The organism is Streptomyces sp. NPDC024555 (genome assembly GCF_055559335.1).
In genome coordinates this window covers 1-26,315 of record NZ_JBVHKV010000006.1, presented here as the reverse complement: position 1 = coordinate 26,315, position 26,315 = coordinate 1, and the positions used below count along the sequence as shown (strand labels likewise).

The following is a 26,315-nucleotide window of genomic DNA, read 5'->3' as shown; positions in this document are numbered from 1 at the left end:
AGAAGTGGGCTGATGTCCGGGATGAACGCACAAAGCCGTACCAGGCTCGACCAGACGCCGGAATGGGCGGCGCTGGGCAAGCACCGCGAGCAGCTCGGCTCGACGCATCTGCGCGGGCTGTTCGCGGACGATCCGGAACGCGGCACCGGATACACCCTGCGGGTCGGTGACCTCTACATCGACTACTCCAAGCACCTGGTGACCGACGAGACGCTGACGCTGCTGCGCCGCCTCGCCGAGGCCACCGACGTCGCCGGACTGCGGGACGCGATGTTCCGCGGCGACAGGATCAACACCACCGAGGACCGCGCCGTCCTGCACACCGCGCTGCGCGCCCCGCGCGGCGCCGTGATCGAGGTCGACGGCGAGAACGTGGTGCCCGCCGTGCACGCGGTGCTCGACAGGATGGCCGCGTTCTCCGAGCGCGTCCGCTCCGGGGAGTGGACCGGCCACACCGGCAAGCCGATCAAGAACATCGTCAACGTCGGCATCGGCGGCTCCGACCTCGGCCCCGCCATGGCCTACGAGGTGCTGCGCTCCTTCACGGACCGCTCCCTCACCGTCCGCTTCGTCTCCAACGTCGACGGCGCCGACCTCCACGAGGCCGTGCACGACCTCGACCCGGCCGAGACGCTGTTCGTCATCGCGTCCAAGACCTTCACGACGATCGAGACCATCACCAACGCCACCTCCGCCAGGAACTGGCTGCTGACCGGACTGAGGGCCGGTCAGGAAGCCGTGGCCAAGCACTTCGTGGCGCTCTCCACGAACGCGGAGAAGGTCGCGGACTTCGGCATCGACACGGCCAACATGTTCGAGTTCTGGGACTGGGTCGGCGGCCGCTACTCGTACGACTCCGCCATCGGCCTCTCGCTGATGATCGCCATCGGCCCCGAGCGGTTCCGCGAGATGCTCGACGGCTTCCACCTCGTCGACGAGCACTTCCGCACCGCCCCCGCCGAGGAGAACGCCCCGCTGCTGCTGGGCCTGCTCGGCGTCTGGTACGGAGCCTTCTTCGACGCCCAGTCGCACGCGGTGCTGCCCTACAGCCACTACCTGTCCAAGTTCACCGCGTACCTCCAGCAGCTCGACATGGAGTCCAACGGCAAGTCCGTGGACCGCGACGGCAACCCCGTCGACTGGCAGACCGGACCGGTGGTCTGGGGCACCCCCGGCACCAACGGCCAGCACGCCTACTACCAGCTGATCCACCAGGGCACCAAGGTCATCCCGGCCGACTTCATCGGCTTCGCCGAGCCCGTCGAGGCCCTGCTGCCCGGACTGGTCGCCCAGCACGACCTGCTGATGGCCAACTTCTTCGCCCAGACGCAGGCGCTCGCCTTCGGCAAGACCCCCGACGAGGTCCGCGCCGAGGGCGTCCCCGAGGAGCTGGTGCCGCACAAGACCTTCCGCGGCAACCACCCGACGACGACGATCCTCGCCGACCGGCTCACCCCCTCGGTGCTCGGCCAGCTCATCGCGCTCTACGAGCACAAGGTCTTCGTCCAGGGCGCCGTCTGGAACATCGACTCCTTCGACCAGTGGGGCGTCGAACTCGGCAAGGTCCTCGCCAAGAAGATCGAACCGGTCCTGACCGGGGGCGAGGGCACCGGCGGGCTCGACAGCTCGACGGCCGCGCTGGTCTCCGCCTACCGCGCACGCCGGGGGCGCTGAGTCCATGACGGAGGGGGAGGGGAGGGTACGGCTGCGGGCCCCGGCCCACACACCGGACCCGCGGGCCGTCCGCTGGTGGCGGACCCGCTGGCTGCTGGGCACGGCCGCGCCGGTGGCCGTCCTGGCCGTGCTGGGGGCCCTGGTGACCCCCGCCCGGTTCTGGCTGCTGCTCGCCGCCGGGGTGCTCGCGGTCCTCGGCACCGGCTGCGCCCTCCTCGTCCCCCTCTGGCGGTTCCGCACCCACCGCTGGGAGGTCACCGGGGAGGCCGTGTACGTGCGCACGGGGGTGCTGCGGCAGGAGTGGCGGATCGCGCCGATGTCCCGGATCCAGACCGTGGACACCGTGCGCGGCCCCCTCGAACAGCTCCACCGTCTCTCCACCGTCACGGTCACCACCGCCTCCGCCCACGGCGAGCTGCGCATCGCGGGCCTCGACCACGAACGCGCGGCGGACCTGGCCGACCGGCTGACCAGGATCACCCAGGACACCCCCGGCGACGCCACATGAGCACCCCCGCGCCGCCCGGCGACTGGCGCCCGCTCGACCGCCGCACCGTCTGGCTCACCGCCCTGGTCACCGCCGGGGTGGCGGCCGGCGCCGCCGTACCGACCACGCTCGGCCTCGCCGGCCGCCTCGGCCTCGGCCCCGCGATCGCCTGGGTGCTGGCCGGTGCGGCGGTCCTGATCACCGTCAGCGCGGGCGCCGACCTGGTGCGCTGGCGCCGCACCCGCTACCGCGTCACCACCGACCGGGTCGACCTCCACACCGGCCTCCTGCTCGTCAAGAAGCGCTCCCTGGCCCGGGACCGCATCCGCAGCGTCGACCTCACCGCCCACCCCGTCCAGCGCGTCCTCGGCCTGGTCACCGTCCGTATCGGCACCGGCGAGCAGAGCGGCGGCGACTCCACCCTCGAACTCGACCCGGTCGCCCGGTCCGAGGGCGAACGGCTGCGCCGGACCCTCCTGGAACGCGCCGTCGGCCGCACCGCCGGCCACCACCGCGAGGGCGAACTCGTCACGCTCGACCCGCGCTGGATCCGCTATGCGCCGGTCTCCTTCGTCGCCCCCGCGCTCGGCGGCGCCGCCCTCGGCGCGGTGCTCCAGGTCAGCGACTGGTTCGGCGCCCAGGGCCGGGTCATCGCCTGGGCGGGGGAGCGGTTCCGGGAGTTCTCACCGGTCACCGTCGTCGTGATCGTCGCGTCGGCCGCCCTGGTCGCCGGAATCGTCGGTGCGCTGGGCCTCTGGGTCGAGATGTGGTGGAACTACCGGCTGGAGCGCGAACCGGGCGGCACCCTGCACCTGCGCCGCGGACTGTTCACCTCCCGGTCCGTCTCCGTCGAGGAGCGCCGACTGCGCGGCATCGACCTCGTCGAACCGCTCGGCGTACGGCTGCTGGGCGCCGCCCGCCTCGACGCCATCACCACCGGCCTGGCCAAGGACGACGAGGACCAGCGCGGCGGCGACCGCAACACCCTGCTGCCCCCGGCGCCCCGGCCGCTCGCCGACGAGGTCGCCGCGGCCGTCCTGCGCGAGGACACCTCCCCGACCACGACCCCGCTCACCGCGCACCCGCCCGCCGCGCGCGGACGCCGGCTGCGCCGGGCCCTGGCGGCCGTCCTGCTGCCCGTGCTCGTCCTCGCGGTCCTCGGCGCCCTGCTGACCCCCGTCCTGCTCTGGACCGCGCTCGGCTGCGCCGTCGCCGGGCTGCCCGCGGCCTGGCTGCTGGCGCGCGAGGCCTACCGCGGCCTCGGTCACGGAATCGGCGGCCGCTACCTGATCACCCGCTCCGGCGCGCTGCGCCGCTCCACCGCCGCGCTGGAACGCGCCGGGGTGATCGGCTGGACGGTCGGCCAGAGCTGGTTCCAGCGGCGCGCCGGGGTGCTGCACGTCACCGCGACGACGGCCGCCGGAGCGGGCTCCTACACCGTGTACGACGCCGAGGCGTCCGAAGGGCTCGTCTTCGCCTCCGAGGCCGTGCCGGGGCTGCTGGAGCCCTTCCTGGAGACCGTTCCGGCGGGGGAGTGAGGCCGGTCAGCGGCCGTGCGTCGTGTCGATGACGCAGAACCTGTTGCCCTCGGTGTCCGCCAGGACCACGAAGTCCGGGTCCTCCGGATAGAGCCGCCAGTCCGTCTCCGCCGCCCCGAGCGCGAGCAGCCGCGCCACCTCGGCGTCCTGCTCCTCGGTGTACAGATCCAGATGGACCCGGGGGACCTCCTGGACCGGGGAGCCGCTCAGCCCCAGCGAGAGCCCCGGACCCGGCCTCCCGTCGGCGGGCACCAGTACCACCCAGTCCTCCGTCGCCGGCTCGCGCTCGACATAGCCGAGCGCCGCCTTCCAGAAGGCCGCCGCACGGCGTACGTCCGACGCGCCCATCACCACCGATCCGATGTGCGTCATGGCCCGACCCTCTCACGCGGACGGGCCCGGCCCGCCCCGTCACGGGGGCGGACCGGGCCCGGGAGCCTCGGTGCTGACGTGCGGTCAGGCGGACGCCGGCGGGTACAGGGCGCGCGGCAGCCGGGAGGCCGCCGCCGCGTCCAGCAGCCACAGGGTACGGCCGCGGCCGTACGCGCCGGCCGCCGGGGCCTGGATCTCCCCGGCCCCCGACAGCGCGATCTCCGCCGCCTCCGCCTTGTCCTCGCCCGCCGCCAGCAGCCACACCTCGCGCGCCGCCCGGATGGCGGGCAGCGTCATCGAGACCCGGACCGGCGGGGGCTTGGGCGCGCCGTGCACCCCGACGACGGTGCGCTCGGTCTCCCGTACCGCGGGCAGCTCGGGGAAGAGCGAGGCGACGTGCGTATCGGGGCCGACGCCCAGCATCAGCACGTCGAAGACCGGCACCGGGCCGTGGTCCACCGGACCGGCCGCGGCGGCCAGTTCGGCGGCGTACGCGGCCGCGGCCGCGTCGACGTCCGGGCCGTGCGGACCGTCCGAGGCGGGCATCGCGTGCACCCGCGCCGGATCCAGCGGCACCGAGTCCAGCAGGGCCGCGCGGGCCTGCGTGACATTGCGCTCCGGATCGCCCTCCGGCAGGAACCGCTCGTCGCCCCACCACAGGTCGAGCCGCGACCAGTCGATCGCGTCCCGGGCCGGCGCGGCGGCGAGGGCGGCCAGCAGGCCGTTGCCGTTGCGCCCGCCGGTGAGCACCACCGAGGCCTCGCCGCGCGCGGACTGGGCGTCCACGATCTTCGTGATCAGCCGGGCCGCGGCGGCCTGGGCCATCAGCTCCTTGTCGCGGTGCACGACGAGCTGCGGGACGACGGTCACTTCGCTGCCGCCTTCTTCGCGGGCGCGGCCTTCTTGGCGGCCGGTGCCGCCGCCGGCTTCGGCTTCGCCGTCTCGCCGAGCCGCTCCACGCCGAACTTCACCGTGGACTCGTAGGTGTTGTCCGGGTCGAGCCGACGCAGCTCCTCGGCCAGCAGCTCCGCCGTCTCCCGGCGCTTGAGCGCCACCGCGCGGTCCGGCTGCCCCACCATGGAGAGCGTGGCCAGCGAACCGTCGGCCCGGTCGAGCACGATCGTGCCCGACTCGGTCTCCATCTTCACGGCCGTCAGCCCCGGGCCGCCGGACATCGTCCGCTCCACCGGGACCTGGAGCCGGTCGGCCAGCCACATGGCCAGCAGCTCGCAGCTCGGGTTCTCCGACTCGCCCTCGACCGTCGCCGAGACGACCCGGACCGACTGCTGGTCCAGGGCGGCCGCCAGCATGGAGCGCCAGGGGGTGATCCGGGTCCAGGCGAGATCGGTGTCGCCGGGGGTGTACGACTGCGCGCGCACCGCCAGTTCGTCGCCCGGGTGCTCGGCCGAGTAGGCGTCGGTGATCCGGCGCTGGGCCAGCGCGCCCAGCGGGTCCTTCGCCGGATCGGCCGGGGCGCCCTCGGGCCACCAGACGACGACCGGGGCGTCCGGCAGCAGCAGCGGGAGGACCACCGACTGGGCGTGGTTCGCCAGTTCGCCGTGGAGGCGGAGCACCACGGTCTCGCCGGTGCCCGCGTCCGAGCCGACCCGGACCTCGGCGTCCAGCCGGGCGTCGCGCCGGTTGCGCGGCGAACGGCTGAGCCGCTTGATCACCGCGATGATCCGCGAGGGGTGCTCGCGCGAGGCGTCGCCGGCCGACTTGAGCGCGTCGTAGGCGTTCTCCTCGTCGGTGACGATGACCAGCGTGAGGACCATGCCGATCGCCGGGGTGCCGATCGCCCGGCGGGCCGAGACCAGCGCCTGGTTGATCTTGCTGGACGTGGTTTCCGTGAGGTCGATCTTCATGGCCGGCGCCAGCTCCGTCCGTCTCGTGCGAGCATCTCGTCCGCCTCGGCCGGGCCCCAGGTGCCCGCCGGGTACTGCGCGGGCCTGCCGTGCTTGTCCCAGTACTGCTCGATCGGGTCGAGGATGTTCCAGGAGAGTTCGACCTCCTGGTGGCGGGGGAAGAGGTTGGCGTCGCCGAGCAGCACATCGAGGATGAGCCGCTCGTAGGCCTCCGGGCTGGACTCGGTGAAGGACTCGCCGTAGGCGAAGTCCATCGTCACGTCCCGGACCTCCATCGAGGTGCCCGGCACCTTGGAGCCGAAGCGCACGGTCACGCCCTCGTCCGGCTGGACCCGGATGACCAGCGCGTTGCCGCCCAGCTCCTCCGTGGCCCCGGACTCGAACGGGAGGTACGGGGCGCGCTTGAAGACGACCGCGATCTCCGTGACCCGGCGGCCGAGCCGCTTCCCGGTGCGCAGATAGAACGGCACACCCGCCCAGCGGCGGTTGTTGACCGTCAGCTTGATCGCGGCGAAGGTGTCGGTCTTCGACTTGGGGTCGATCCCGTCCTCCTCCAGATAGCCGAGGACCTCCTCGCCGCCCTGCCACGCGTGCGCGTACTGGCCGCGCACGGTGTGCTTGCCCAGATCCTCCGGCAGCTCCACGGCCGTGAGGACCTTGAGCTTCTCGGCGACCAGCGCCTTCGGGTGGAAGGAGCCCGGCTCCTCCATCGCGGTCAGCGCCAGCAGCTGGAGCAGGTGGTTCTGGATGACGTCGCGCGCGGCGCCGATGCCGTCGTAGTAGCCGGCCCGGCCGCCGATGCCGATGTCCTCGGCCATCGTGATCTGCACGTGGTCGACGTAGCTCCGGTTCCAGATCGGCTCGAACATCGTGTTGGCGAACCGCAGCGCCAGGATGTTCTGGACCGTCTCCTTGCCGAGGTAGTGGTCGATCCGGAAGACCTCGTTGGGCGGGAAGACGTCGTGAACGAGCTGGTTCAGCTCCTGCGCGCTCTTCAGGTCGTGGCCGAAGGGCTTCTCGATGACGGCGCGCCGCCAGGAGCCCTCCTTCTGGTCCGCCAGCCCGTGCTTCTTGAGCTGCTGGACGACCTTGGGGAAGAACTTCGGCGGCACGGAGAGGTAGAAGGCGAAGTTGCCGCCCGTCCCCTGCGCCTGGTCCAGCTCCTGGATGGTCGCCTTCAGGGTCTCGAACGCCGCGTCGTCGTCGAAGTTGCCCTGGACGAAGCGCATCCCCTGGATGAGCTGCTGCCAGACCTCCTCGCGGAACTCCGTACGGGCGTGCTGCTTGACGGCGTCGTGGACCTCCTGGGCGAAGTCCTCGTCCTGCCACTCGCGGCGCGCGAAACCGATGAGCGAGAAGCCCGGCGGCAGCAGACCGCGGTTGGCCAGGTCATAGACGGCGGGCATCAGCTTTTTACGGGACAAATCGCCCGTGACGCCAAAGATGACCAGGCCCGACGGCCCCGCGATGCGCGGGAGCCGTCGGTCCTGGGCGTCACGGAGCGGGTTGGCTCCGGGAACACCAGACAAAGTGGTCAGCCCTCCGAAGGGGCGAGGCGCTTGAGCTCCGCCTCGGTCGAGTTGAGCAGGTCGATCCAGGCCGCCTCGAACTTCTCGACGCCCTCGTCCTCCAGCAGCTGGACGACGTCGTCGTACGAGATGCCCAGCTTGCCGACGGCGTCGAGCTCGGCACGGGCCTGCTCGTAGGTGCCGGCGATCGTGTTGCCCGTGATCTGCCCGTGGTCCGCGGTGGCGTCCAGGGTGGCCTCGGGCATCGTGTTCACCGTGCCCGGGGCGACCAGGTCGTCCACGTACAGGGTGTCCTTGTAGGCCGGGTCCTTCACGCCCGTGGAGGCCCAGAGCGGACGCTGCTTGTTGGCGTGCGCCTTGTCCAGTGCGGCCCAGCGGTCCGAGGCGAAGACCTCCTCGTACGCCTGGTACGCCAGCCGGGCGTTGGCGAGCGCCGCCTTGCCCTTGAGCGCCTTGGCCTCGTCGGTGCCGATGCCGTCCAGCCGCTTGTCGATCTCGGTGTCCACCCGGGACACGAAGAACGAGGCCACCGAGTGGATCTTGGAGAGGTCCAGGCCCGCGGCCTTCGCCTTCTCCAGGCCCGCCAGGTAGGCGTCCATGACCGCGCGGTAGCGCTCCAGCGAGAAGATCAGCGTGACGTTGACGCTGATGCCCTTGCCGATGACCTCGGTGATCGCCGGCAGACCGGCCTTCGTCGCCGGGATCTTGATGAGCGTGTTCGGCCGGTCCACCAGCCAGGCCAGCTGCTTGGCCTCGGCCACCGTGGCCTCCGTGCGGTGCGCCAGACGCGGGTCGACCTCGATGGAGACCCGGCCGTCCTGGCCGTCCGTGGAGTCGAAGACCGGGCGCAGGATGTCGGCGGCGTCCCGGACGTCCGCCGTCGTGATCATCCGGATGGCCTCGTCCACGGTGACCTTGCGGGTCGCGAGGTCGGTGAGCTGCTGCTCGTAACCGTCGCCGTGCGAGATCGCCTTCTGGAAGATCGACGGGTTGGTCGTGACACCCACGACGTGGCTCTGGTCGATCAGCTCGGCCAGGTTGCCCGAGGTGATCCGCTTGCGCGAGAGGTCGTCGAGCCAGATCGCCACGCCCTCGTCGGAGAGGCGCTTGAGTGCGTCTGTCATGAGAATTGCATCTCCTACTAGTCGTATGTACGCGTCAGCGCGTGGCGGCGGCGAGGGATTCCCGGGCGGCGGCCGCGACGGCCTCGCCGGTGAAACCGAACTCGCGGAACAGCACGCCCGCGTCCGCCGAGGCACCGAAGTGCTCCAGCGAGACGATCCGGCCGGCGTCCCCGACGTACCGGTACCAGGTCAGGCCGATGCCCGCCTCGACGGCGACCCGGGCCTTCACGGACGGCGGAAGCACGCTGTCCTTGTACGCCTGGTCCTGCTCCTCGAACCACTCGACCGACGGCATCGACACCACCCGGGTCGGCACGCCCGCGGCCTGCAGCTCCTCGCGCGCCTCGACGGCGAGGTGCACCTCGGAGCCCGTACCGATCAGCAGGACCTGGGGAGCCGTGCTCCGCCCGTCGGGCCCCTCGGCGTCGAGGAGCACGTAGCCGCCCTTGGCCGCGTCCTCGTTCAGCGGGTAGGTCGGCACGCCCTGGCGGGTCAGCGCCAGACCGTGCGGGGCGCCCTTGCCGAACACCTTGGTGTAGCGGCGCAGGATCTCGCGCCAGGCGACGGAGGTCTCGTTGGCGTCGGCCGGACGGACCACGTTCAGACCCGGGATGGCACGCAGCGAGGCCAGGTGCTCCACCGGCTGGTGGGTCGGGCCGTCCTCGCCCAGACCGATCGAGTCGTGCGTCCACACGTACGTCACCGGCAGGTGCATCAGCGCGGAGAGCCGCACCGCGTTGCGCATGTAGTCGGAGAACACCAGGAAGGTGCCGCCGTAGATGCGGGTGTTGCCGTGCAGCGCGATGCCGTTCATGGCCGCGGCCATGGCGTGCTCGCGGATGCCGAAGTGGATCGTGCGGCCGTACGGGTCGGCCTCCGGCAGCGGGTTGCCCGCCGGGAGGAACGACGAGGTCTTGTCGATCGTGGTGTTGTTCGAGCCGGCCAGGTCGGCGGAGCCGCCCCACAGCTCGGGCACGATCTCGCCGAGGGCCTGGAGGACCTTGCCGGAGGCGGCGCGGGTGGCGACGCCCTTGCCCGGCTCGAAGACGGGGAGCCTGTCCTCCCAGCCCTCGGGCAGCTCGCCCGCGGAGATCCGGTCGAACTCGGCGGCGCGCTCCGGCTGGGCGGTGCGCCACGCGGCGAAGGTCTTCTCCCACTCGGCCCTGGCCTCGCGGCCCCGGTCCAGCGCCTCACGGGTGTGCGCGATGACCTCGTCGGCCACCTCGAAGCTCTTCTCCGGGTCGAAGCCCAGCACCCGCTTGGTCGCGGCGACCTCGTCGGCGCCGAGCGCGGAGCCGTGGGCGGCCTCGGTGTTCTGGGCGTTCGGCGCGGGCCAGGCGATGATCGAGCGGGCCGCGATGAACGACGGGCGCTCCGTCTCGGCCTTGGCGGCCAGCAGCGCCCGGTACAGACCCGCGGGGTCCAGGTCGCCGCTGGGCAGCTGGTCGACGCGCTGGACGTGCCAGCCGTACGCCTCGTAGCGCTTCAGGGTGTCCTCGGAGACCGCGGTCTCCGTGTCGCCCTCGATCGAGATGTGGTTGTCGTCCCAGAGCAGGACCAGGTTGCCCAGCTTCTGGTGCCCGGCCAGCGAGGACGCCTCCGCGGAGATGCCCTCCTGGAGGCAGCCGTCACCCGCGACGGCCCACACCATGTGGTCGAACGGCGAGGTGCCGGGGGCCGCGTCGGGGTCGAACAGGCCGCGCTCGTAGCGGGAGGCCATGGCCATGCCCACGGCGTTGGCGACACCCTGGCCCAGCGGGCCGGTCGTCGTCTCCACGCCGGTGGTGTGGCCGTACTCCGGGTGCCCCGGGGTCTTCGAGCCCCAGGTGCGGAACGCCTTGAGGTCGTCGAGCTCCAGGCCGTAGCCGGCCAGGTAGAGCTGGATGTAGAGGGTCAGGCTGCTGTGGCCCGCCGAGAGCACGAACCGGTCGCGGCCGGTCCACTCCGCGTCGGCGGGGTCGTGCCGCATCACCTTCTGGAAGATGGTGTACGCGGCGGGAGCCAGGCTCATCGCCGTACCCGGGTGGCCGTTTCCGACCTTCTGTACGGCGTCCGCGGCGAGTACGCGGACGGTGTCCACGGCCCGCTGGTCCAATTCGGTCCACTGGAGGTCTGTGGTGGTCGGCTTGGTGCTCACCCTGAGTCAGGGCTCCTCTCCACTGTTGTAAACCGGTGGCTGTGACCGCACCGGGCGTAGTCGAGCCTACCCCCGTCGGGACCCGCGATTTCCGGGTACTTCCAGGGTGCGGGCGGCCCGCCGGATCCGCCTCCCGTATGAGCGGAGAGGCTCACCGATGGGCCCTCTCCGATGAGCGCGGAAGCCCACTCCTGAGGCCTCCGACGAGCGTTCCCGCGCACACCTGCGCCCCGGTGGCGGGCGCGTCGCGGGCGGTCCGCGCGGGCCGCTCCGCACGGGTGTGCGGGCGCCCCTTCCGCAGGGGTGTGCGAACGCGCGCGCACCCGCCGCGACGCGGTACCGCGCGCCACATCAACACGACCCCACCCCCGCGAAGGACGGCGTGTCCCCAACGTCTACAGTGGTCGGGTTCGCGCAAGTCTTTACCGGGCCCTCACACCCGGAGCTTGCTGGGATTTCTCTGTCAGGGGTGTGCGTGACGGCCGTCGAGTCCCGACCCGCAGGGGTCGCCTTGACTCCGAGCCCAGGGGGCCATCGCCCGTTCGGGGCCCGTGTCAAGGCCTTCGTGGCACTGACCAAGCCTCGGATCATCGAGCTGTTGCTGATCACCACTGTTCCGGTGATGTTCCTGGCCGCTCAGGGTGTACCCGACCTGTGGCTCGTGCTCACAACCACGATCGGCGGCTATCTGTCCGCCGGTGGTGCCAATGCGCTGAACATGTACATCGACCGCGACATCGACGCGCTGATGGACCGTACGTCCCAGCGCCCGCTGGTCACCGGCATGGTGTCGCCGCGCGAGTGCCTGGCCTTCGGCATCACCCTCGCGGTGGTCTCGACGGTCTGGTTCGGCCTGCTGGTCAACTGGCTGTCGGCGGCACTGTCGCTCGGCGCCCTGCTCTTCTACGTCGTCGTCTACACGATGCTGCTGAAGCGCCGCACCGCGCAGAACATCGTCTGGGGCGGCATCGCCGGCTGCATGCCCGTCCTCATCGGCTGGTCGGCCGTGACGAACTCGATGTCCTGGGCCGCGGTGATCCTCTTCGCCGTCATCTTCTTCTGGACGCCGCCGCACTACTGGCCGCTCTCCATGAAGGTCAAGGACGACTACGCCCGCGTCGGCGTCCCGATGCTCCCGGTCCTCGCCTCCAACCGGGTGGTGGCCCGCCAGATCGTCGTCTACAGCTGGGTGATGGTCGCCGTCTCGCTGCTGCTGACCCCGCTGGGCTACACCGGCTGGTTCTACACCGCGGTGGCCCTGCTGACCGGCGGCTTCTGGCTCTGGGAGGCACACGCCCTGCTCAGCCGGGCCAAGGCCGGGGTGACGGGTGCGAAGCTCAAGGAGATGCGGCTGTTCCACTGGTCGATCACCTATGTCTCGCTGCTGTTCGTCGCCGTGGCGGTGGACCCCTTCCTGCGGTAGCCGCAGCGCTCGACCCCGCCGACGGGCGGGGAGCGTGGCCCACGCCACGCTCCCCGCCCGTCGCACGTTGATCTACCGGTCGGTAGCATCCTGTGCATGGCAGAGACGGCTGAGACCCAGCAGGTGGACGGCAGGCAGGCGGCGCGCGCGGAGCGCAGGGCGGCCCGGCTGGCCAAGCAGATCGGCGCCTTCGCGAAGGCGCACGGCGGCGCCGAGGGGCAGCTCGCCTACATCGGCGAGATGGGCACCCGCATCGTCCTGGTGGGCGAGGACGGCGGCTGGGGCGACCTGGTGGCCCCCTCGTACGCCGTCGCCGAGAGCGCCGCGCAGAAGTCCGGGATCACGATGCACGAGTCCTTCGACGGCGAGTTCGCCGCGAAGGTCCGCACGGGCCCGTACGAGTGGAGCCGGATGGCCGGCATCCAGGTCGGCGGCCCCTCCAACGAGGCCTGAGACACCCCCATACGCGTGCGGGGCTCCGGTACGGGCGGCTCAGCCGCCGTACCGAAGCCCCGCACGCGTATGCAGGCGTTTCGGTCAGCCCGTCGTCGCGGGCTCGGGCCGCTCGGCCGCCGGGCCGGGCAGCGGCGCCCCGGCCACCGGACGCTCGCGCAGCGACAGCACGACCCGCACGACCCCGATCCACACCAGGCACGAGCCGAGCATGTGCAGACCGACCAGGATCTCGGGCGTGTCGGTGAAGTACTGGACATACCCGATGACGCCCTGCGACAGCAGCACGAGGAACAGGTCCCGGGTGCGGTGCAGCGGGCCCACCGGCGCGTCCACGGCCTTCAGGACGAACCAGAGCGCGACGGTCAGCGCCACCACGACCCAGGCCAGGTCGGCGTGCAGCTGGGCGATCATCTTCCAGTCGATCGGGATGCGGTGCACATCGCTGGAGTCGCCCGCGTGCCGCCCGGCGCCCGTGACCACCGTGCCGACCGCCACCAGCAGACCGGCGGCGACCGTCAGCAGCCAGGTGAGCTGCGCGACCGCCTTGCCGACCAGCGGACGCGGTGCCTCGTCGCCCTCCCGGATGCGCTGCCACATCACCACAGCGAGGGTCAGCAGCGCCGTGGAGAGCAGGAAGTGGGCCGCGACGGTGTACGGGTTCAGGCCGACCAGGACCACGATGCCGCCGAGCACGGCATTGCCCATGACCACCCAGAACTGCGCCCAGCCCAGCCGGGTCACGCTCCGCCGCCACGGCTTCGCGGCGCGGGCGGCGATGATCGCCCAGCCCACCGCCGCGCACAGCACGTAGGTCAGCATCCGGTTGCCGAACTCGATCGCCCCGTGGAAGCCCATCGCGCTGGTCGCCGTCAGGCTCTCGTCGGTGCACTTGGGCCAGGTCGGGCAGCCGAGGCCGGAGCCCGTGAGCCGGACGGCCCCGCCCGTGACGACGATGACGACCGCCATGACGACGGCCGTCATCGCGGCGCGACGGACCGTACGCGGCGTCGGCGTCCAGCGTTCGGCGATGAAGAGCAGCGGATTCCGCGCGGCTTGAGCGACTTCGGCTCGGGTCAGCTTGGGCACGCGCACCATCGTAGGCGGCGGCTTGTGCAAGCTTTCACGAGGGGGACGAGTTACCCCAATCGCCTACGGAGCGCTGCCGCGGGCTCACTCCCAGCGGAAGAACCGGGCCGCCGCGCCGAGCCCCAGCACGGCCCACACGGCCAGGATCCCGGCCTCGCCCCAGGGCAGCGCCGCCCCGTGCTGGAGTACGTCCCGCAGACCGTCGGACAGCGCCGAGATCGGCAGCAGCTCCAGCACCGAACGCACCGGCCCGGGGAACTTGTCCAGCGGCACGACGACGCCCCCGCCGACCAGCAGCAGCAGGAAGACCAGATTGGCGGCGGCCAGCGTCGCCTCCGCCTTCAGTGTGCCGGCCATCAGCAGCCCCAGACCGGAGAACGCGGCCGTCCCCAGCACCAGGAGCAGCAGCACGGCGAACGGGTTGCCGTGCGGCGACCAGCCGAGCGCCAGGGCGACCGCGGTGAGCAGCACCACCTGGAGGACCTCGGTCACCAGCACCGCGAGGGTCTTCGAGGTCATCAGCGCCCAGCGGGGGAGCGGCGAGGCCGCGAGCCGCTTGAGCACCCCGTACCGCCGCTCGAAGCCGGTGGCGATGGCCTGGCCGGTGAACGCGGTGGACATCACCGCGAGCGCGAGGATGCCGGGGGCCAGGAAGTCCACCGGATCGCCCGCCCCGGTGTCCACCACGTCGACGGCGCTGAACAGCACCAGCAGCAGCGTCGGGATGATCACCGTCAGCAGCAGCTGCTCGCCGTTGCGCAGCAGCATCCGGGTCTCCAGCGCGGTCTGCGCGGCGATCATGCGGGTCAGCGGGGCGGCGCCCGGCCGGGGGGCGTACGTACCGGCGCTCATGCGCGCAGCTCCTTGCCGGTCAGTTCGAGGAAGACGTCCTCCAGGGTGTGGCGCTCCACGGAGATGCCGGAGGGCATCACACCGTGCTGGGCGCACCAGGAGGTGACGGTGGCCAGCAGCTGGGGGTCGACGTCGCCGGTGATGCGGTACGCGCCGGTGGCGAGCTCCGCGGCCTCCGTGCCGTCGGGCAGCGCCTTGAGCAGGGAGCCGAGGTCGAGCCCGGGGCGCCCGGTGAAGCGGAGGGTGTTCTCGGCGCCGCCGCGGCACAGGGCCTCGGGGCTGCCCTGGGCGACGATCCGCCCGGCGTCGATGATGGCGACGTCGTCGGCCAGCTCCTCGGCCTCGTCCATGAAGTGCGTGGTGAGGATCACGGAGACCCCGTCGGCGCGCAGCTCCCGGACCAGCTCCCAGGTGGAGCGGCGGGCCTGCGGGTCGAGACCGGCGGTCGGCTCGTCGAGGAAGACCAGTTCGGGGCGGCCGACGACCGCCATGGCCAGGGCGAGCCGCTGCTGCTGGCCGCCGGAGAGCCGGCGGTAGGTGGTGCGGCCGCAGCCGCCGAGGCCGAGCCGTTCGATCAGGGTGTCCACGTCGAGCGGGTGGGCGTGCAGTCTCGCCATGTGGCGGAGCATCTCGTCGGCGCGGGCGCCGGAGTAGACGCCGCCGGACTGGAGCATCACGCCGATCCGGGGGCGCAGCCGGGCGGCGTCGGCGACCGGGTCGAGGCCGAGGACCCGGACCGTGCCGGCGTCGGGGCGGCGGTAGCCCTCGCAGGTCTCGACGGTGGTGGTCTTCCCGGCGCCGTTGGGGCCGAGGACCGCGGTGACCGCGCCGGCCGCGACGTCCAGGTCCAGGCCGGCCACGGCGGTCCTGGTGCCGTACCGCTTCACCAGGCCGCGGATCTGGACGACCGGGCCGGACGGGGGTGAAACGGGCTCGCTCCTCATGGGCCGCAATTCTAGGCAGCGGCCGGAGGAGGCCCTGCCCGGGGGCCTGATTAGGTAACCCTAAGTGATGGATTCCACCTTTGATCGTTCCGGACCGTGGTTGTCAGGGCCGGATGAATTACGCAACAATGGCGTTGTGAAATACACGGGCGAGGCTCCGCAGGAGGAACTCGCGACCGGTGAGCGCTCGACGCGCAACCGGGTCGCGCGGTCCATCCTGGACCACGGCCCGTCGACCGTCGCCGAGCTGGCGATGCGCCTGGGGCTGACCCAGGCGGCCGTCCGCCGCCATCTCGACGCCCTCGTCTCCGACGATGTCGTCGAACCGCGCGAGCAGCGGATCTACGGGGCGCGGACCCGCGGCCGCCCGGCCAAGGTGTTCGCCCTGACCGACTGCGGCCGGGACGCCTTCGACCAGTCGTACGACGCCCTCGCCGCGGACGCCCTGCGCTGGATCGCCGAGACGGCGGGCGACGCGGCGGTCATGGCGTTCGCCCGTGCCCGGGTCGCCGACCAGTCGGCCGCCTACCGGGCGGCGATCGAGGCCGCCGACCCCGAGGCGCGCACGGAGGCGTTGGCCAAGGCCTTGTCCGCCGACGGGTACGCTGCTACGGCGCGCAGCGCGCCGGCCCCGCAGCAGGGCGAGCAGCTGTGCCAGCACCACTGCCCGGTCGCACATGTCGCCGAGCAGTACCCGCAGCTGTGCGAGGCGGAGACGGAGATCTTCTCCAGCCTCCTGGGGACCCATGTGCAGCGTCTTGCCACCATCGCCCATGGCGACGGGGTGTGTACGACGTACATTCCGCGCAGCGGACACCCCACCCCACAGACCACCGATTCAGCATCTGCAAGCACAGCCGGGAGGAACCCCGCATGACGCTCCCCACGGAGACTGCCCACCCTGAGCTCGAAGGCCTGGGCACGTACGAATTCGGCTGGGCCGACTCCGACGAGGCAGGCGCGGCGGCCAAGCGCGGTCTCTCCGAGGCCGTCGTCCGCGACATCTCGGAGAAGAAGAACGAGCCCGACTGGATGCTGAAGCTGCGTCTCAAGGGCCTCAAGCTCTTCGACAAGAAGCCCATGCCCAGCTGGGGCTCCGACCTCACCGGCATCGACTTCGACAACATCAAGTACTTCGTCCGTTCGACGGAGAAGCAGGCGGAGTCCTGGGAGGACCTGCCCGAGGACATCAAGAACACGTACGACAAGCTCGGCATCCCCGAGGCGGAGAAGCAGCGCCTGGTCGCCGGCGTCGCCGCGCAGTACGAGTCCGAGGTCGTCTACCACCAGATCCGCGAGGACCTGGAGGAGCAGGGCGTCATCTTCCTCGACACCGACACCGCGCTGAAGGAGCACCCCGAGCTCTTCAAGGAGTACTTCGGCACCGTCATCCCCGTCGGTGACAACAAGTTCGCCTCGCTGAACTCGGCCGTGTGGTCCGGCGGCTCGTTCATCTACGTGCCCAAGGGCGTCCACGTCGACATCCCGCTCCAGGCCTACTTCCGTATCAACACGGAGAACATGGGCCAGTTCGAGCGGACGCTGATCATCGTCGACGAGGACGCCTACGTCCACTACGTCGAGGGCTGCACCGCGCCGATCTACTCCTCGGACTCGCTGCACTCCGCGGTCGTCGAGATCATCGTGAAGAAGGGCGGCCGCTGCCGCTACACGACGATCCAGAACTGGTCGAACAACGTCTACAACCTGGTCACCAAGCGCGCCGTGGCCTACGAGGGCGCGACCATGGAGTGGGTCGACGGCAACATCGGCTCCAAGGTCACCATGAAGTACCCGGCCGTCTACCTGATGGGCGAGCACGCCAAGGGCGAGACCCTGTCCATCGCCTTCGCGGGCGAGGGCCAGCACCAGGACGCCGGAGCCAAGATGGTCCACATGGCGCCCAACACCTCCTCCAACATCGTCTCCAAGTCGGTGGCCCGGGGCGGCGGCCGCACCTCCTACCGCGGTCTGATCGAGATCGGCGAGGGCGCGCCGGGCGCGAAGTCCAACGTGCTCTGCGACGCGCTGCTCGTCGACACCGTCTCGCGCTCCGACACCTACCCGTACGTCGACGTCCGCGAGGACGACGTGTCGATGGGCCACGAGGCGACCGTCTCCAAGGTCTCCGAGGACCAGCTCTTCTACCTGATGAGCCGCGGCATGACCGAGTTCGAGGCCATGGCGATGATCGTGCGCGGCTTCGTCGAGCCGATCGCCAAGGAGCTGCCGATGGAGTACGCCCTGGAGCTGAACCGGCTGATCGAGCTGCAGATGGAGGGTTCGGTCGGCTAGGAGGCGTCTCCCGTACGCAGCCCGACCGCATCCCCCGACACCTGTCCGACCGAGAAAGCGAGCACTACGACAGCCATGGCTGAGGCTCAGAACATTCCTGCGGGGTCCACGACCGCCGGTTCCATCGCGGTGGCCGCCGAGTCGACCGTCGCCACGCGCATGAGCGCGCCGCCGTCCTTCGACGTCGCGGACTTCCCGGTCCCGCACGGCCGCGAGGAGGAGTGGCGGTTCACCCCGCTGGAGCGGCTGCGCGGACTGCACGACGGCACGGCCGTCGCCAACGGCGGCGGGGTGAAGGTCGCCGTCGAGGCCCCCGCCGGTGTCACGGTCGAGACCGTCGGCCGCGACGACGCCCGCCTCGGCAGGGCCGGCACGCCGGTGGACCGGGTCGCCGCCCAGGCGTACTCGTCCTTCGAGCAGGCCACCGTCGTCACGGTCCCCAAGGAGGCCGTGCTCACCGAGCCGATCCGCATCGCGGTGCACGGCGAGGGCGGCGTCGCCTTCGGCCACCAGGTCATCGAGCTGGGCGCCTTCGCCGAGGCCCTCGTCGTCATCGACCACACCGGTGACGCCGTGCTCGCCGCCAACGTCGACTACGTCCTGGGCGACGGGGCCAAGCTCACCGTCGTCTCCGTCCAGGACTGGGACGAGCAGGCGGTCCACGTCGGCCAGCACAACGCGCTGGTCGGCCGCGACGCCACCTTCAAGTCCGTCGTCGTCACCTTCGGCGGGGACGTCGTCCGGCTCCACCCGCGGATCGCCTACGCGGGCACCGGCGGCTCGGCCGAGCTGTTCGGCCTCTACTTCACCGACCGGGGCCAGCACCAGGAGCACCGCCTCCTGGTCGACCACAACACCCCGCACTGCACCTCCAACGTGGCCTACAAGGGCGCGCTGCAGGGCGACGGCGCCCACGCCGTATGGATCGGCGACGTCCTCATCCAGGCCGCCGCCGAGGGCACCGACACCTACGAGATGAACCGCAACCTGGTCCTCACCGACGGTGCCCGGGTCGACTCCGTGCCCAACCTGGAGATCGAGACCGGCGAGATCGTCGGCGCCGGCCACGCCTCCGCGACCGGCCGCTTCGACGACGAGCAGCTGTTCTACCTCCAGTCCCGCGGTATCCCCGCCGAGGAGGCCCGCCGCCTCGTCGTGCGCGGATTCTTCGCGGAACTGGTCCAGCAGATCGGACTGCCCGACGTCGAGGCCCGTCTCCTCGACAAGATCGAGGCCGAGCTGAAGGCGTCCGTCTGATGGCCTTCGTCAAGGCGTGCACGCTGAGCGAGCTGGAGGAGGACACCCCCAAGCGGGTGGAACTCGACGGCACGCCGGTCTCCGTCGTCCGCACCGAGGGCGAGGTGTTCGCGATCAACGACATCTGCTCGCACGCGAACGTCTCGCTCTCCGAGGGCGAGGTCGAGGACTGCATGATCGAGTGCTGGCTGCACGGATCGAGCTTCGACCTGCGCACCGGCAAGCCGTCCGGCCTTCCCGCGACGCGCCCCGTCCCCGTATACCCCGTCAAGATCGAAGGGGACGATGTGCTCGTCTCCGTCACCCAGGAGTCCTGAGTCACCCATGGCAACGCTTGAAATCCGCGACCTGCATGTCACCGTCGAGGCCGACAACGCCACGAAGGAGATCCTCAAGGGCGTCGACCTGACCGTGAAGCAGGGCGAGACCCACGCCATCATGGGCCCCAACGGGTCCGGCAAGTCCACCCTCGCGTACTCGCTGGCGGGACACCCCAAGTACACCGTCACCAGCGGCACCGTCACGCTGGACGGCGAGGACGTCCTCGCGATGTCCGTCGACGAGCGCGCCCGCGCCGGCCTGTTCCTCGCCATGCAGTACCCGGTCGAGATCCCCGGCGTCTCGGTCTCCAACTTCCTGCGCACCTCCGCCACCGCCGTCCGCGGCGAGGCCCCCAAGCTGCGCACCTGGGTGAAGGAGGTCAAGGAGACCATGTCCGGCCTCCAGATGGACCCGTCCTTCGCCGAGCGCAACGTCAACGAGGGCTTCTCCGGCGGTGAGAAGAAGCGCCACGAGATCCTTCAGCTGGAGCTCCTCAAGCCGAAGGTCGCGATCCTCGACGAGACCGACTCCGGCCTCGACGTCGACGCCCTGCGCATCGTCTCCGAGGGCGTCAACCGGGTCCGCTCGACCGGCGAGGTCGGCACCCTGCTGATCACGCACTACACCCGGATCCTCCGGTACATCAAGCCCGACTTCGTGCACGTCTTCGCCAACGGCCGCATCGCCGAGTCCGGCGGCGCCGAGCTGGCCGACAAGCTGGAGAACGAGGGCTACGAGGCATATGTGAAGGGTGGCGCTTCCGCGTGACTGACGCCCGCCAGGGGCTCACCGGCCTCCTCGACACCGAGGCGATCCGCAAGGACTTCCCCCTGCTGGACCGCACGGTCCACGACGGGAAGAAGATCGTTTATCTGGACAGCGCGGCGACCTCGCAGAAGCCGCGCCAGGTGCTCGACGCCCTCAACGAGTACTACGAGCGGCACAACGCCAATGTGCACCGCGGCGTGTACACGATCGCGGAGGAGGCCACGGCGCTCTACGAGGGCGCCCGTGACAAGGTCGCCGCGTTCATCAACGCGCCCAGCCGCAACGAGGTGATCTTCACCAAGAACGCCTCCGAGTCGCTCAACCTCGTGGCCAACATGCTCGGCTGGGCCGACGAGCCCTACCGGGTCGACCACGAGACCGAGATCGTCACCACCGAGATGGAGCACCACTCCAACATCGTGCCGTGGCAGCTGCTCTCGCAGCGCACCGGCGCCAAGCTGAAGTGGTTCGGCATCACGGACGACGGCCGGCTCGACCTGTCGAACATCGACGAGATCATCACCGAGAAGACGAAGATCGTCTCCTTCACGCTGGTCTCGAACATCATGGGCACGATCAACCCGGTCGAGAAGATCGTCCGGCGCGCCCAGGAGGTCGGTGCCCTCGTCTGCGTCGACGCCTCGCAGGCCGCCCCGCACATGGTGCTGGACGTGCAGGCGCTGCAGGCCGACTTCGTGGCCTTCACCGGCCACAAGATGGTCGGCCCGACCGGCATCGGCGTCCTCTGGGGACGGCAGGAGCTCCTGGAGGACCTGCCCCCGTTCCTCGGCGGCGGCGAGATGATCGAGACCGTGTCGATGCACTCGTCGACGTACGCCCCGGCGCCGCACAAGTTCGAGGCCGGTACGCCCCCGATCGCCCAGGCCGTCGGCCTCGGCGCGGCGGTGGACTACCTCACGGCCGTCGGCATGGAGAACATCCACCGCCATGAGCAGGCCATCGCCGGATACGCGGTGAAGCGCCTGCTGGAGGTCCCGGACCTCCGGATCATCGGTCCGGCCACCGCGGAGGACCGCGGCGCCACGATCTCCTTCACGCTCGGTGACATCCACCCGCACGACGTGGGCCAGGTCCTCGACGAGCAGGGCATCGCGGTCCGGGTCGGACACCACTGCGCACGGCCCGTCTGCCTGAGGTACGGAATTCCTGCGACGACGCGAGCGTCGTTCTATCTGTACTCCACGCCCGCCGAGGTCGACGCCCTGGTGGACGGTCTGGAACACGTCCGGAACTTTTTCGGTTAGACAGCGGCTGAGGGTTGACTGGTGAAGCTTGACTCGATGTACCAGGACGTGATCCTGGACCACTACAAGCACCCCCACGGGCGCGGCCTGCGGGACGGCGACGCCGAGGTGCACCACGTCAATCCGACGTGCGGCGACGAGATCACGCTGCGGGTGCGCTACGACGGCGACACCCTCGCGGACGTCAGCTACGAGGGGCAGGGCTGCTCCATCAGCCAGGCCAGCGCCTCCGTGCTGAACGAGCTGCTGGTCGGCAAGGAGCTGGCCGAGGCGCAGAAGATCCAGGAGGTGTTCCTGGAGCTGATGCAGTCCAAGGGCCAGCTGGAGCCGGACGACGCGATGGAGGAGGTGCTGGAGGACGCGGTCGCGTTCGCCGGCGTCTCCAAGTACCCGGCCCGGGTGAAGTGCGCGCTGCTGAGCTGGATGGCGTGGAAGGACGCGACGGCCAAGGCGCTGTCCGAAGGGAAGACGGCATGAGCGAGAACGAGACTCTTACCACCAAGCCGGCCTCCGAGGAGGAGGTCCGCGAGGCGTTGTACGACGTCGTCGACCCCGAGCTGGGCATCGACGTCGTCAATCTGGGGCTGATCTACGGCATCCACATCGACGACGCCAACATCGCCACCCTCGACATGACCCTGACGTCCGCGGCCTGTCCGCTGACCGACGTCATCGAGGACCAGGCCCGGTCCGCCACCGACGGCATCGTCAGCGAACTCCGGATCAACTGGGTCTGGATGCCGCCGTGGGGCCCGGACAAGATCACGGACGACGGCCGCGAGCAGCTGCGCGCGCTGGGCTTCAACGTCTGAGCCCTCCCGTACGCGTCGAGAACGGCCCCCGGCATCCGCCGGGGGCCGTTCCGCGCTCACGGTCACTCCTCCTCGTACTGCCGGGGCTCCGCAGCGGCCTCGGCCAGGACCGGGCCGAGGTTCTCCGTACGGATGCGGCGGTCCACGTACAGCAGCCCCGTCACCAGCGGCGGGAACGTGGACACGACCAGCTGGCTGACCATCTGGCCGAGCAGCAGCGAGCCCGCGTAGCCGCTCAGCGCGACCAGCACGGACGCCGTGTTCGGGTCGTCGCCCAGGCTCATCGAGCCGAGCATCCCGGAGAACATCCCGATGAACGTGAACGGCATCTGGATCACATAGCTCGCCACCATGGCCATCACCCCGGCCAGCAGCGTGATGCCGAGGATCCGCCACCAGTCGCCGCGCACCAGTTGGAACGACCGGCGCATCGCCGCCACCGGCCCCTGGGTCTCGAACACGGCGACCGACGGCGCCAGACTGAACTTGACCCAGAGCCAGAGCGCCAGCGGCGCCGTCGCCACGAAGCCCAGGAAGCCGACCACGACCAGGGCGACCGCCCCGCCGCCCCCGTCCATGCTGAACGCGCCGACGATCAGGGCCACGAACGCCATCCAGCCGAGCAGCATCGGGACCATGGCGATCAGCCCGGTCAGCACGACCGTGCCGATCACGGAGGCCATCCGCGACCAGGCCCGCCGCCATATCGCCGAGAACGTCGTCGTACGGCCCAGGACCGCCTCCTGGAGGACCGCCGGCACCGCCGTGTAGGTCAGCGCCGTGGCGAGCACGCCGGTGATGAGCGCCACCAGCGCGACCGCGCCGAACGCGACGACGACCGGCACCCAGTCCGCCCGGTCGGCCGGGTCCCCCTCGTCCAGCGCCAGCAGCCGGTCCACATGGTCCGCGACCGCCGAGTACGCGATCAGCGCGGCGGCCGTCATCACGGCCAGCGCCCCGCCGAACGCGGCCGCCCCGACACCGAACAGCTGCTTGCCGTACCGGCCCAGGGTCGCGAACGCGCCACCGAGCACATCACCGATCCGCAGCGGCCCCAGGGGTATCACCCCTGGTTTCGGCACCGCCCAGCCGCCGCCCCAGCCACCCCGTCCGGGCGGCCCTCCCGGCCCTCCGTACGGCGAACCCCCGTACGCGCCACCGCCCCACCCCGCGTCCTGCGCCACTGCTGCTCCGTCGGTCCGTCGATCATGAACTGGCCTGTACTGGACGGACCACGGTAGCGCCCCCCGTTCCCGTCCCGCCCCGGGCCTCCGCCCCCCGGCCGCGAGACCCTGGGGAGAGCCGCCCGCCGGACCGCCCCGGCGGCCCGCGTGAACCCGGAACGCCGTTGCGGGCAACAGCAGTCGACAGTCCTCGCGCCCACACGCCGAAGAAGAGCGGAGACACCGTTGACCGGACCACCGAGAGACGACGACGCGGCCGTGATCGTCCAGTCCCTGGAGCAGCCCGAAGCCTTCGCCCTCCTCTACGACCGCTATGCCGCCGACATCCACCGCTACGCCGCCCGGCGCCTCGGGGAGGGGGCGGCCGACGACCTCACCGCCGACACCTTCCTCACCGCCTTCCGCTCCCGGGCCCGCTTCGACACCGGCCGGGAGAGCGCCCGGCCCTGGCTCTACGGGATCGCGGCCCATCTGATCGGCCGGCACCGCCGCACCGAGATCCGGGCACTGCGGGCCCTGGCCCGCACCGGCATCGACCCGGTCGCCGAATCCTGGACCGACGGCGCCGACCACCGGGTCACCGCGCAGGCCGCCCACGGCCGGCTCGCGGGCGCGCTCGCCACGCTCTCCGCGGGCGACCGGCACGTCCTGCTGCTGATCGCGTGGGCGGACCTCAGCTACCAGGAGGTGGCCGACGCGCTCTCGCTGCCCATCGGCACGGTCCGCTCGCGCCTCAACCGGGCCCGCCGCACGGTGCGCCGGGCCATGGGCGGCGATCCCACGGTCGTCACCGAGAGCCTGGAGGTGGCTCATGGACAGGGATGAGATGACACTGGTGCGCGAACTGCGCGCCGACGCGCCCGTACCGGACCGGGCCGCACTGGCCGCCGGACGGCAGCGCCTCACCGAGGCCGCCGGACGCCGCCGGGTGCGCGCCGACTGGCGGCTCGCCGTCGTCGCCACGGTCGCCGCCGTCGCCCTGGGCGGGGCCGTCACCGCCGGTATCGCCGGCGGCGGCCGGGGCGCGGATCCCGCCGCGGCGCCCGTCGTCACCGAACGGATCGACGCCGGCGGGGCGCTCCGCGACGCGGCCGCCCGGGTCGCCGACGACCCCGTCCCCACGCCCCGGGACGGTCAGTGGGTCTACACCGAGGTCCTGGAGGTCCGGGCCGGGGAGGACGGGCCGGGGGAGGAGGCGGGCGGGCCGCGCAGGAGCGAGAGCTGGCACCGCTACGCGGACCCGGCCTTCGAGAACGGCAGGTCGGGCGATGACCACTCCCCGCGCGAGCGCTTCCGGTTCCTGGCCGGGCTGCCCTCCGCCCCGGCCGAGGTGAGGAAACGGGCCCGCGCCTTCTACCCCGGCGACGGGGAGCCGGTCGCCCGGCACGACTTCCGGGCGCTGTCGCTGCTGGCCGCGTCCTCGCCCGCCGACCCGGAGGGGCTCGCCGCCGTCTACCGGGCGATGGCCACCGTGCCCGGCCTGGAGGCGGTGCGGACCGAGGACGCGCTCCACCGGCCGGTGATCGGGATCGGCTTCGCCGGGGACCGCGAACTGCTGCTCCTGGACGCGGACACCCTGCGGTACGCCGGCTGGGGCTCGCTGGACTCGCCGACCGCCGACGGCGTCCGCACGGTGGTCAGGACCGCGCTGGTCGACGCCGACGGGGAACGCCCCTGACCGGCGGGGCCGCGGGCCGGCGCCCGGCAGCCGTACGGGGGACACGGGGGTGTTCCCGTACGGCGCCGGGCGCGACGCCCGGACGCTGAGACCGGTTGGCCCGAGCGGGCCCCGGCCGGTTAGGTTTCGGGCATGACCGACACGACTTCCACCCGCACCACCGGCGCCGTCGCCGCCGGCCTCGCCACCGTCGCCGGCGACGGCTCCGTCCTCGACACCTGGTTCCCCGCCCCCGAGCTCACCGCCGAGCCCGGCCCCGCCGGAACCGAGCGGCTCGACCCCGAGCAGGCCGTCAACCTGCTGGGCGAGGGCGCCGCGAAGGCCATCGGCGTCGACGCCCGCCGCGGGGTCGAGGTCGTCGCCGTCCGCACGGTCATCGGCTCGCTCGACGACAAGCCGCTCGACGCCCACGACGTCTACCTGCGTCTGCACCTGCTCTCGCACCGCCTGGTGCGGCCGCACGGACAGAACCTGGACGGCATCTTCGGCCACCTGGCCAACGTCGCCTGGACCTCGCTCGGCCCGGTGGCCGTGGACGATCTGGAGAAGGTGCGGCTCAACGCCCGCGCCGAGGGCCTGCACCTCCAGGTCACCTCGGTCGACAAGTTCCCGCGCATGACGGACTACGTCGCGCCGAAGGGCGTCCGGATCGCCGACGCCGACCGGGTCCGCCTCGGCGCCCACCTGGCCTCCGGCACCACCGTGATGCACGAGGGCTTCGTCAACTTCAACGCCGGGACGCTCGGCACCTCCATGGTCGAGGGCCGGATCTCCGCGGGCGTCGTCGTCGGGGACGGCTCGGACATCGGCGGCGGCGCCTCCACCATGGGCACGCTCTCCGGCGGCGGCAAGGAGCGCATCGTGATCGGCGAGCGCTGCCTGGTCGGCGCCGAGGCCGGCGTCGGCATCGCGCTCGGCGACGAATGCGTCGTCGAGGCCGGGCTGTACGTCACCGCGGGCACCCGGGTCACCCTGCCGGACGGCCAGGTCGTCAAGGCGCGCGAGCTCTCCGGCGCCTCGCACATCCTCTTCCGCCGCAACTCGGTGACCGGCGCCGTCGAGGCCCGCCCGAACAACGCGGTCTGGGACGGGCTCAACGACGTCCTGCACAGCAACGACTAGGGCCTGTCGTCACACTGCCGTCGTCGCCCGAAGGGCGGCCCTGCGGGGTCAGGTGCGTGCTCTCGGTGTGCCGGGTGCGGGTCCTCGTACTGGACGTACTCGGGCCTGTGCCCGGTGCGGCGAGAG

General features: G+C 71.5%; 26 protein-coding genes. 16 read left to right on the top strand and 10 right to left on the bottom strand.

Annotated features, from left to right (window positions below; genetic code table 11):
• The first annotated feature begins 21 nt into the window (after positions 1–21).
• The 3 genes from pgi to ACZ4FH_RS11660 are packed head-to-tail and all read left to right on the top strand — an operon-like array spanning position 22 to position 3,699.
• Complete coding sequence (pgi, locus tag ACZ4FH_RS11670) at positions 22–1,674, top strand: glucose-6-phosphate isomerase (RefSeq protein WP_467304442.1); 1,653 nt, start codon at positions 22–24, stop codon at positions 1,672–1,674.
• A 4-nt stretch (positions 1,675–1,678) separates the two neighbouring features.
• Complete coding sequence (locus ACZ4FH_RS11665; RefSeq protein ID WP_467304064.1) at positions 1,679–2,182, top strand: PH domain-containing protein; 504 nt, start codon at positions 1,679–1,681, stop codon at positions 2,180–2,182.
• Entirely contained in the window at positions 2,179–3,699 is a 1,521-nt protein-coding gene (locus ACZ4FH_RS11660; protein WP_467304062.1) for a PH domain-containing protein, read from the top strand. Before ACZ4FH_RS11665 ends, ACZ4FH_RS11660 begins: the two co-directional genes overlap by 4 nt.
• 6 nt (positions 3,700–3,705) lie before the next feature.
• Here ACZ4FH_RS11660 and ACZ4FH_RS11655 read toward each other — a convergent pair whose 3' ends face one another.
• The 6 genes from ACZ4FH_RS11655 to tkt form a co-directional block, all read right to left on the bottom strand.
• On the bottom strand, positions 3,706–4,071 hold the full coding sequence (locus ACZ4FH_RS11655; protein ID WP_467304061.1) for a VOC family protein: 366 nt from the start codon (positions 4,069–4,071) through the stop codon (positions 3,706–3,708).
• 84 nt (positions 4,072–4,155) lie between these two features.
• Positions 4,156–4,941 (bottom strand): 6-phosphogluconolactonase, encoded by a 786-nt coding sequence (gene pgl, locus ACZ4FH_RS11650; RefSeq protein ID WP_467304059.1) that lies wholly within the window; start codon positions 4,939–4,941, stop codon positions 4,156–4,158.
• Entirely contained in the window at positions 4,938–5,936 is a 999-nt protein-coding gene (gene opcA, locus ACZ4FH_RS11645) for a glucose-6-phosphate dehydrogenase assembly protein OpcA (RefSeq protein ID WP_467304058.1), read from the bottom strand. The genes pgl and opcA overlap by 4 nt, the downstream gene beginning before the upstream one ends.
• Positions 5,933–7,465 (bottom strand): glucose-6-phosphate dehydrogenase, encoded by a 1,533-nt coding sequence (gene zwf / locus ACZ4FH_RS11640; RefSeq protein WP_467304056.1) that lies wholly within the window; start codon positions 7,463–7,465, stop codon positions 5,933–5,935. The genes opcA and zwf overlap by 4 nt, the downstream gene beginning before the upstream one ends.
• Before the next feature lie 5 nt (positions 7,466–7,470).
• Positions 7,471–8,589: a transaldolase gene (gene tal, locus ACZ4FH_RS11635; RefSeq protein WP_383643944.1), complete on the bottom strand. Its 1,119-nt coding sequence runs from the start codon at positions 8,587–8,589 to the stop codon at positions 7,471–7,473.
• Positions 8,590–8,623: 34 nt separating this feature from the next.
• On the bottom strand, positions 8,624–10,726 hold the full coding sequence (tkt, locus tag ACZ4FH_RS11630; protein WP_467304055.1) for a transketolase: 2,103 nt from the start codon (positions 10,724–10,726) through the stop codon (positions 8,624–8,626).
• A 469-nt stretch (positions 10,727–11,195) separates the two neighbouring features.
• On the opposite strand from tkt, the gene ACZ4FH_RS11625 reads away from it, so the two are divergent.
• Both ACZ4FH_RS11625 and ACZ4FH_RS11620 read left to right on the top strand, forming a co-directional pair.
• The gene (locus tag ACZ4FH_RS11625) at positions 11,196–12,149 is read left to right on the top strand and encodes a heme o synthase (protein ID WP_467304054.1); all 954 of its coding nucleotides are present in this window, start codon (positions 11,196–11,198) and stop codon (positions 12,147–12,149) included.
• A gap of 96 nt (positions 12,150–12,245) precedes the next feature.
• Positions 12,246–12,602, top strand: coding sequence for a hypothetical protein (locus ACZ4FH_RS11620; protein WP_467304053.1), 357 nt, complete (start codon positions 12,246–12,248; stop codon positions 12,600–12,602).
• 84 nt (positions 12,603–12,686) lie between these two features.
• Here the strand turns inward: ACZ4FH_RS11620 and ACZ4FH_RS11615 are convergent, their stop codons facing one another.
• From ACZ4FH_RS11615 to ACZ4FH_RS11605, 3 genes are all read right to left on the bottom strand, one after another.
• On the bottom strand, positions 12,687–13,700 hold the full coding sequence (locus ACZ4FH_RS11615) for a COX15/CtaA family protein (RefSeq protein ID WP_467304051.1): 1,014 nt from the start codon (positions 13,698–13,700) through the stop codon (positions 12,687–12,689).
• Between the two features lie 75 nt (positions 13,701–13,775).
• Positions 13,776–14,543, bottom strand: a complete 768-nt coding sequence (locus tag ACZ4FH_RS11610; protein ID WP_467304049.1) for an ABC transporter permease — start codon at positions 14,541–14,543, stop codon at positions 13,776–13,778.
• Positions 14,540–15,487, bottom strand: a complete 948-nt coding sequence (locus ACZ4FH_RS11605) for an ABC transporter ATP-binding protein (RefSeq protein WP_467304046.1) — start codon at positions 15,485–15,487, stop codon at positions 14,540–14,542. Before ACZ4FH_RS11605 ends, ACZ4FH_RS11610 begins: the two co-directional genes overlap by 4 nt.
• 136 nt (positions 15,488–15,623) lie before the next feature.
• Here ACZ4FH_RS11605 and ACZ4FH_RS11600 point away from each other — a divergent pair, with 136 nt between their 5' ends.
• The 8 genes from ACZ4FH_RS11600 to ACZ4FH_RS11565 all read left to right on the top strand — a co-directional run bounded on the left by ACZ4FH_RS11600 (position 15,624) and on the right by ACZ4FH_RS11565 (position 22,205).
• Positions 15,624–16,364 (top strand): helix-turn-helix transcriptional regulator, encoded by a 741-nt coding sequence (locus tag ACZ4FH_RS11600; RefSeq protein WP_383649676.1) that lies wholly within the window; start codon positions 15,624–15,626, stop codon positions 16,362–16,364.
• Entirely contained in the window at positions 16,361–17,782 is a 1,422-nt protein-coding gene (gene sufB / locus ACZ4FH_RS11595; RefSeq protein ID WP_383649673.1) for a Fe-S cluster assembly protein SufB, read from the top strand. Before ACZ4FH_RS11600 ends, sufB begins: the two co-directional genes overlap by 4 nt.
• A 75-nt stretch (positions 17,783–17,857) precedes the next feature.
• On the top strand, positions 17,858–19,039 hold the full coding sequence (sufD, locus tag ACZ4FH_RS11590) for a Fe-S cluster assembly protein SufD (RefSeq protein WP_467304044.1): 1,182 nt from the start codon (positions 17,858–17,860) through the stop codon (positions 19,037–19,039).
• Positions 19,039–19,356 carry a bifunctional 3-phenylpropionate/cinnamic acid dioxygenase ferredoxin subunit gene (locus ACZ4FH_RS11585; protein ID WP_383649665.1) on the top strand — a complete coding sequence of 106 codons (318 nt, stop codon included), beginning with the start codon at positions 19,039–19,041 and terminating at the stop codon, positions 19,354–19,356. Before sufD ends, ACZ4FH_RS11585 begins: the two co-directional genes overlap by 1 nt.
• A gap of 7 nt (positions 19,357–19,363) precedes the next feature.
• On the top strand, positions 19,364–20,128 hold the full coding sequence (gene sufC / locus ACZ4FH_RS11580; RefSeq protein WP_383649661.1) for a Fe-S cluster assembly ATPase SufC: 765 nt from the start codon (positions 19,364–19,366) through the stop codon (positions 20,126–20,128).
• On the top strand, positions 20,125–21,393 hold the full coding sequence (locus ACZ4FH_RS11575; RefSeq protein WP_383649656.1) for a cysteine desulfurase: 1,269 nt from the start codon (positions 20,125–20,127) through the stop codon (positions 21,391–21,393). Before sufC ends, ACZ4FH_RS11575 begins: the two co-directional genes overlap by 4 nt.
• Positions 21,394–21,414: 21 nt before the next feature.
• Entirely contained in the window at positions 21,415–21,870 is a 456-nt protein-coding gene (gene sufU, locus ACZ4FH_RS11570) for a Fe-S cluster assembly sulfur transfer protein SufU (protein WP_467304041.1), read from the top strand.
• Positions 21,867–22,205, top strand: coding sequence for a metal-sulfur cluster assembly factor (locus ACZ4FH_RS11565; RefSeq protein ID WP_383649650.1), 339 nt, complete (start codon positions 21,867–21,869; stop codon positions 22,203–22,205). Before sufU ends, ACZ4FH_RS11565 begins: the two co-directional genes overlap by 4 nt.
• A 62-nt stretch (positions 22,206–22,267) precedes the next feature.
• On the opposite strand, the gene ACZ4FH_RS11560 is transcribed toward ACZ4FH_RS11565, so the two are convergent.
• Complete coding sequence (locus tag ACZ4FH_RS11560; protein WP_467304040.1) at positions 22,268–23,272, bottom strand: DUF7847 domain-containing protein; 1,005 nt, start codon at positions 23,270–23,272, stop codon at positions 22,268–22,270.
• A gap of 342 nt (positions 23,273–23,614) precedes the next feature.
• Here ACZ4FH_RS11560 and ACZ4FH_RS11555 point away from each other — a divergent pair, with 342 nt between their 5' ends.
• From ACZ4FH_RS11555 to dapD, 3 genes are all read left to right on the top strand, one after another.
• On the top strand, positions 23,615–24,214 hold the full coding sequence (locus tag ACZ4FH_RS11555) for an RNA polymerase sigma factor (RefSeq protein WP_467304038.1): 600 nt from the start codon (positions 23,615–23,617) through the stop codon (positions 24,212–24,214).
• Positions 24,201–25,067: a CU044_5270 family protein gene (locus tag ACZ4FH_RS11550; protein WP_467304036.1), complete on the top strand. Its 867-nt coding sequence runs from the start codon at positions 24,201–24,203 to the stop codon at positions 25,065–25,067. The genes ACZ4FH_RS11555 and ACZ4FH_RS11550 overlap by 14 nt, the downstream gene beginning before the upstream one ends.
• A gap of 132 nt (positions 25,068–25,199) precedes the next feature.
• On the top strand, positions 25,200–26,189 hold the full coding sequence (gene dapD / locus ACZ4FH_RS11545) for a 2,3,4,5-tetrahydropyridine-2,6-dicarboxylate N-succinyltransferase (protein ID WP_383649637.1): 990 nt from the start codon (positions 25,200–25,202) through the stop codon (positions 26,187–26,189).
• Positions 26,190–26,315: the final 126 nt, after the last annotated feature.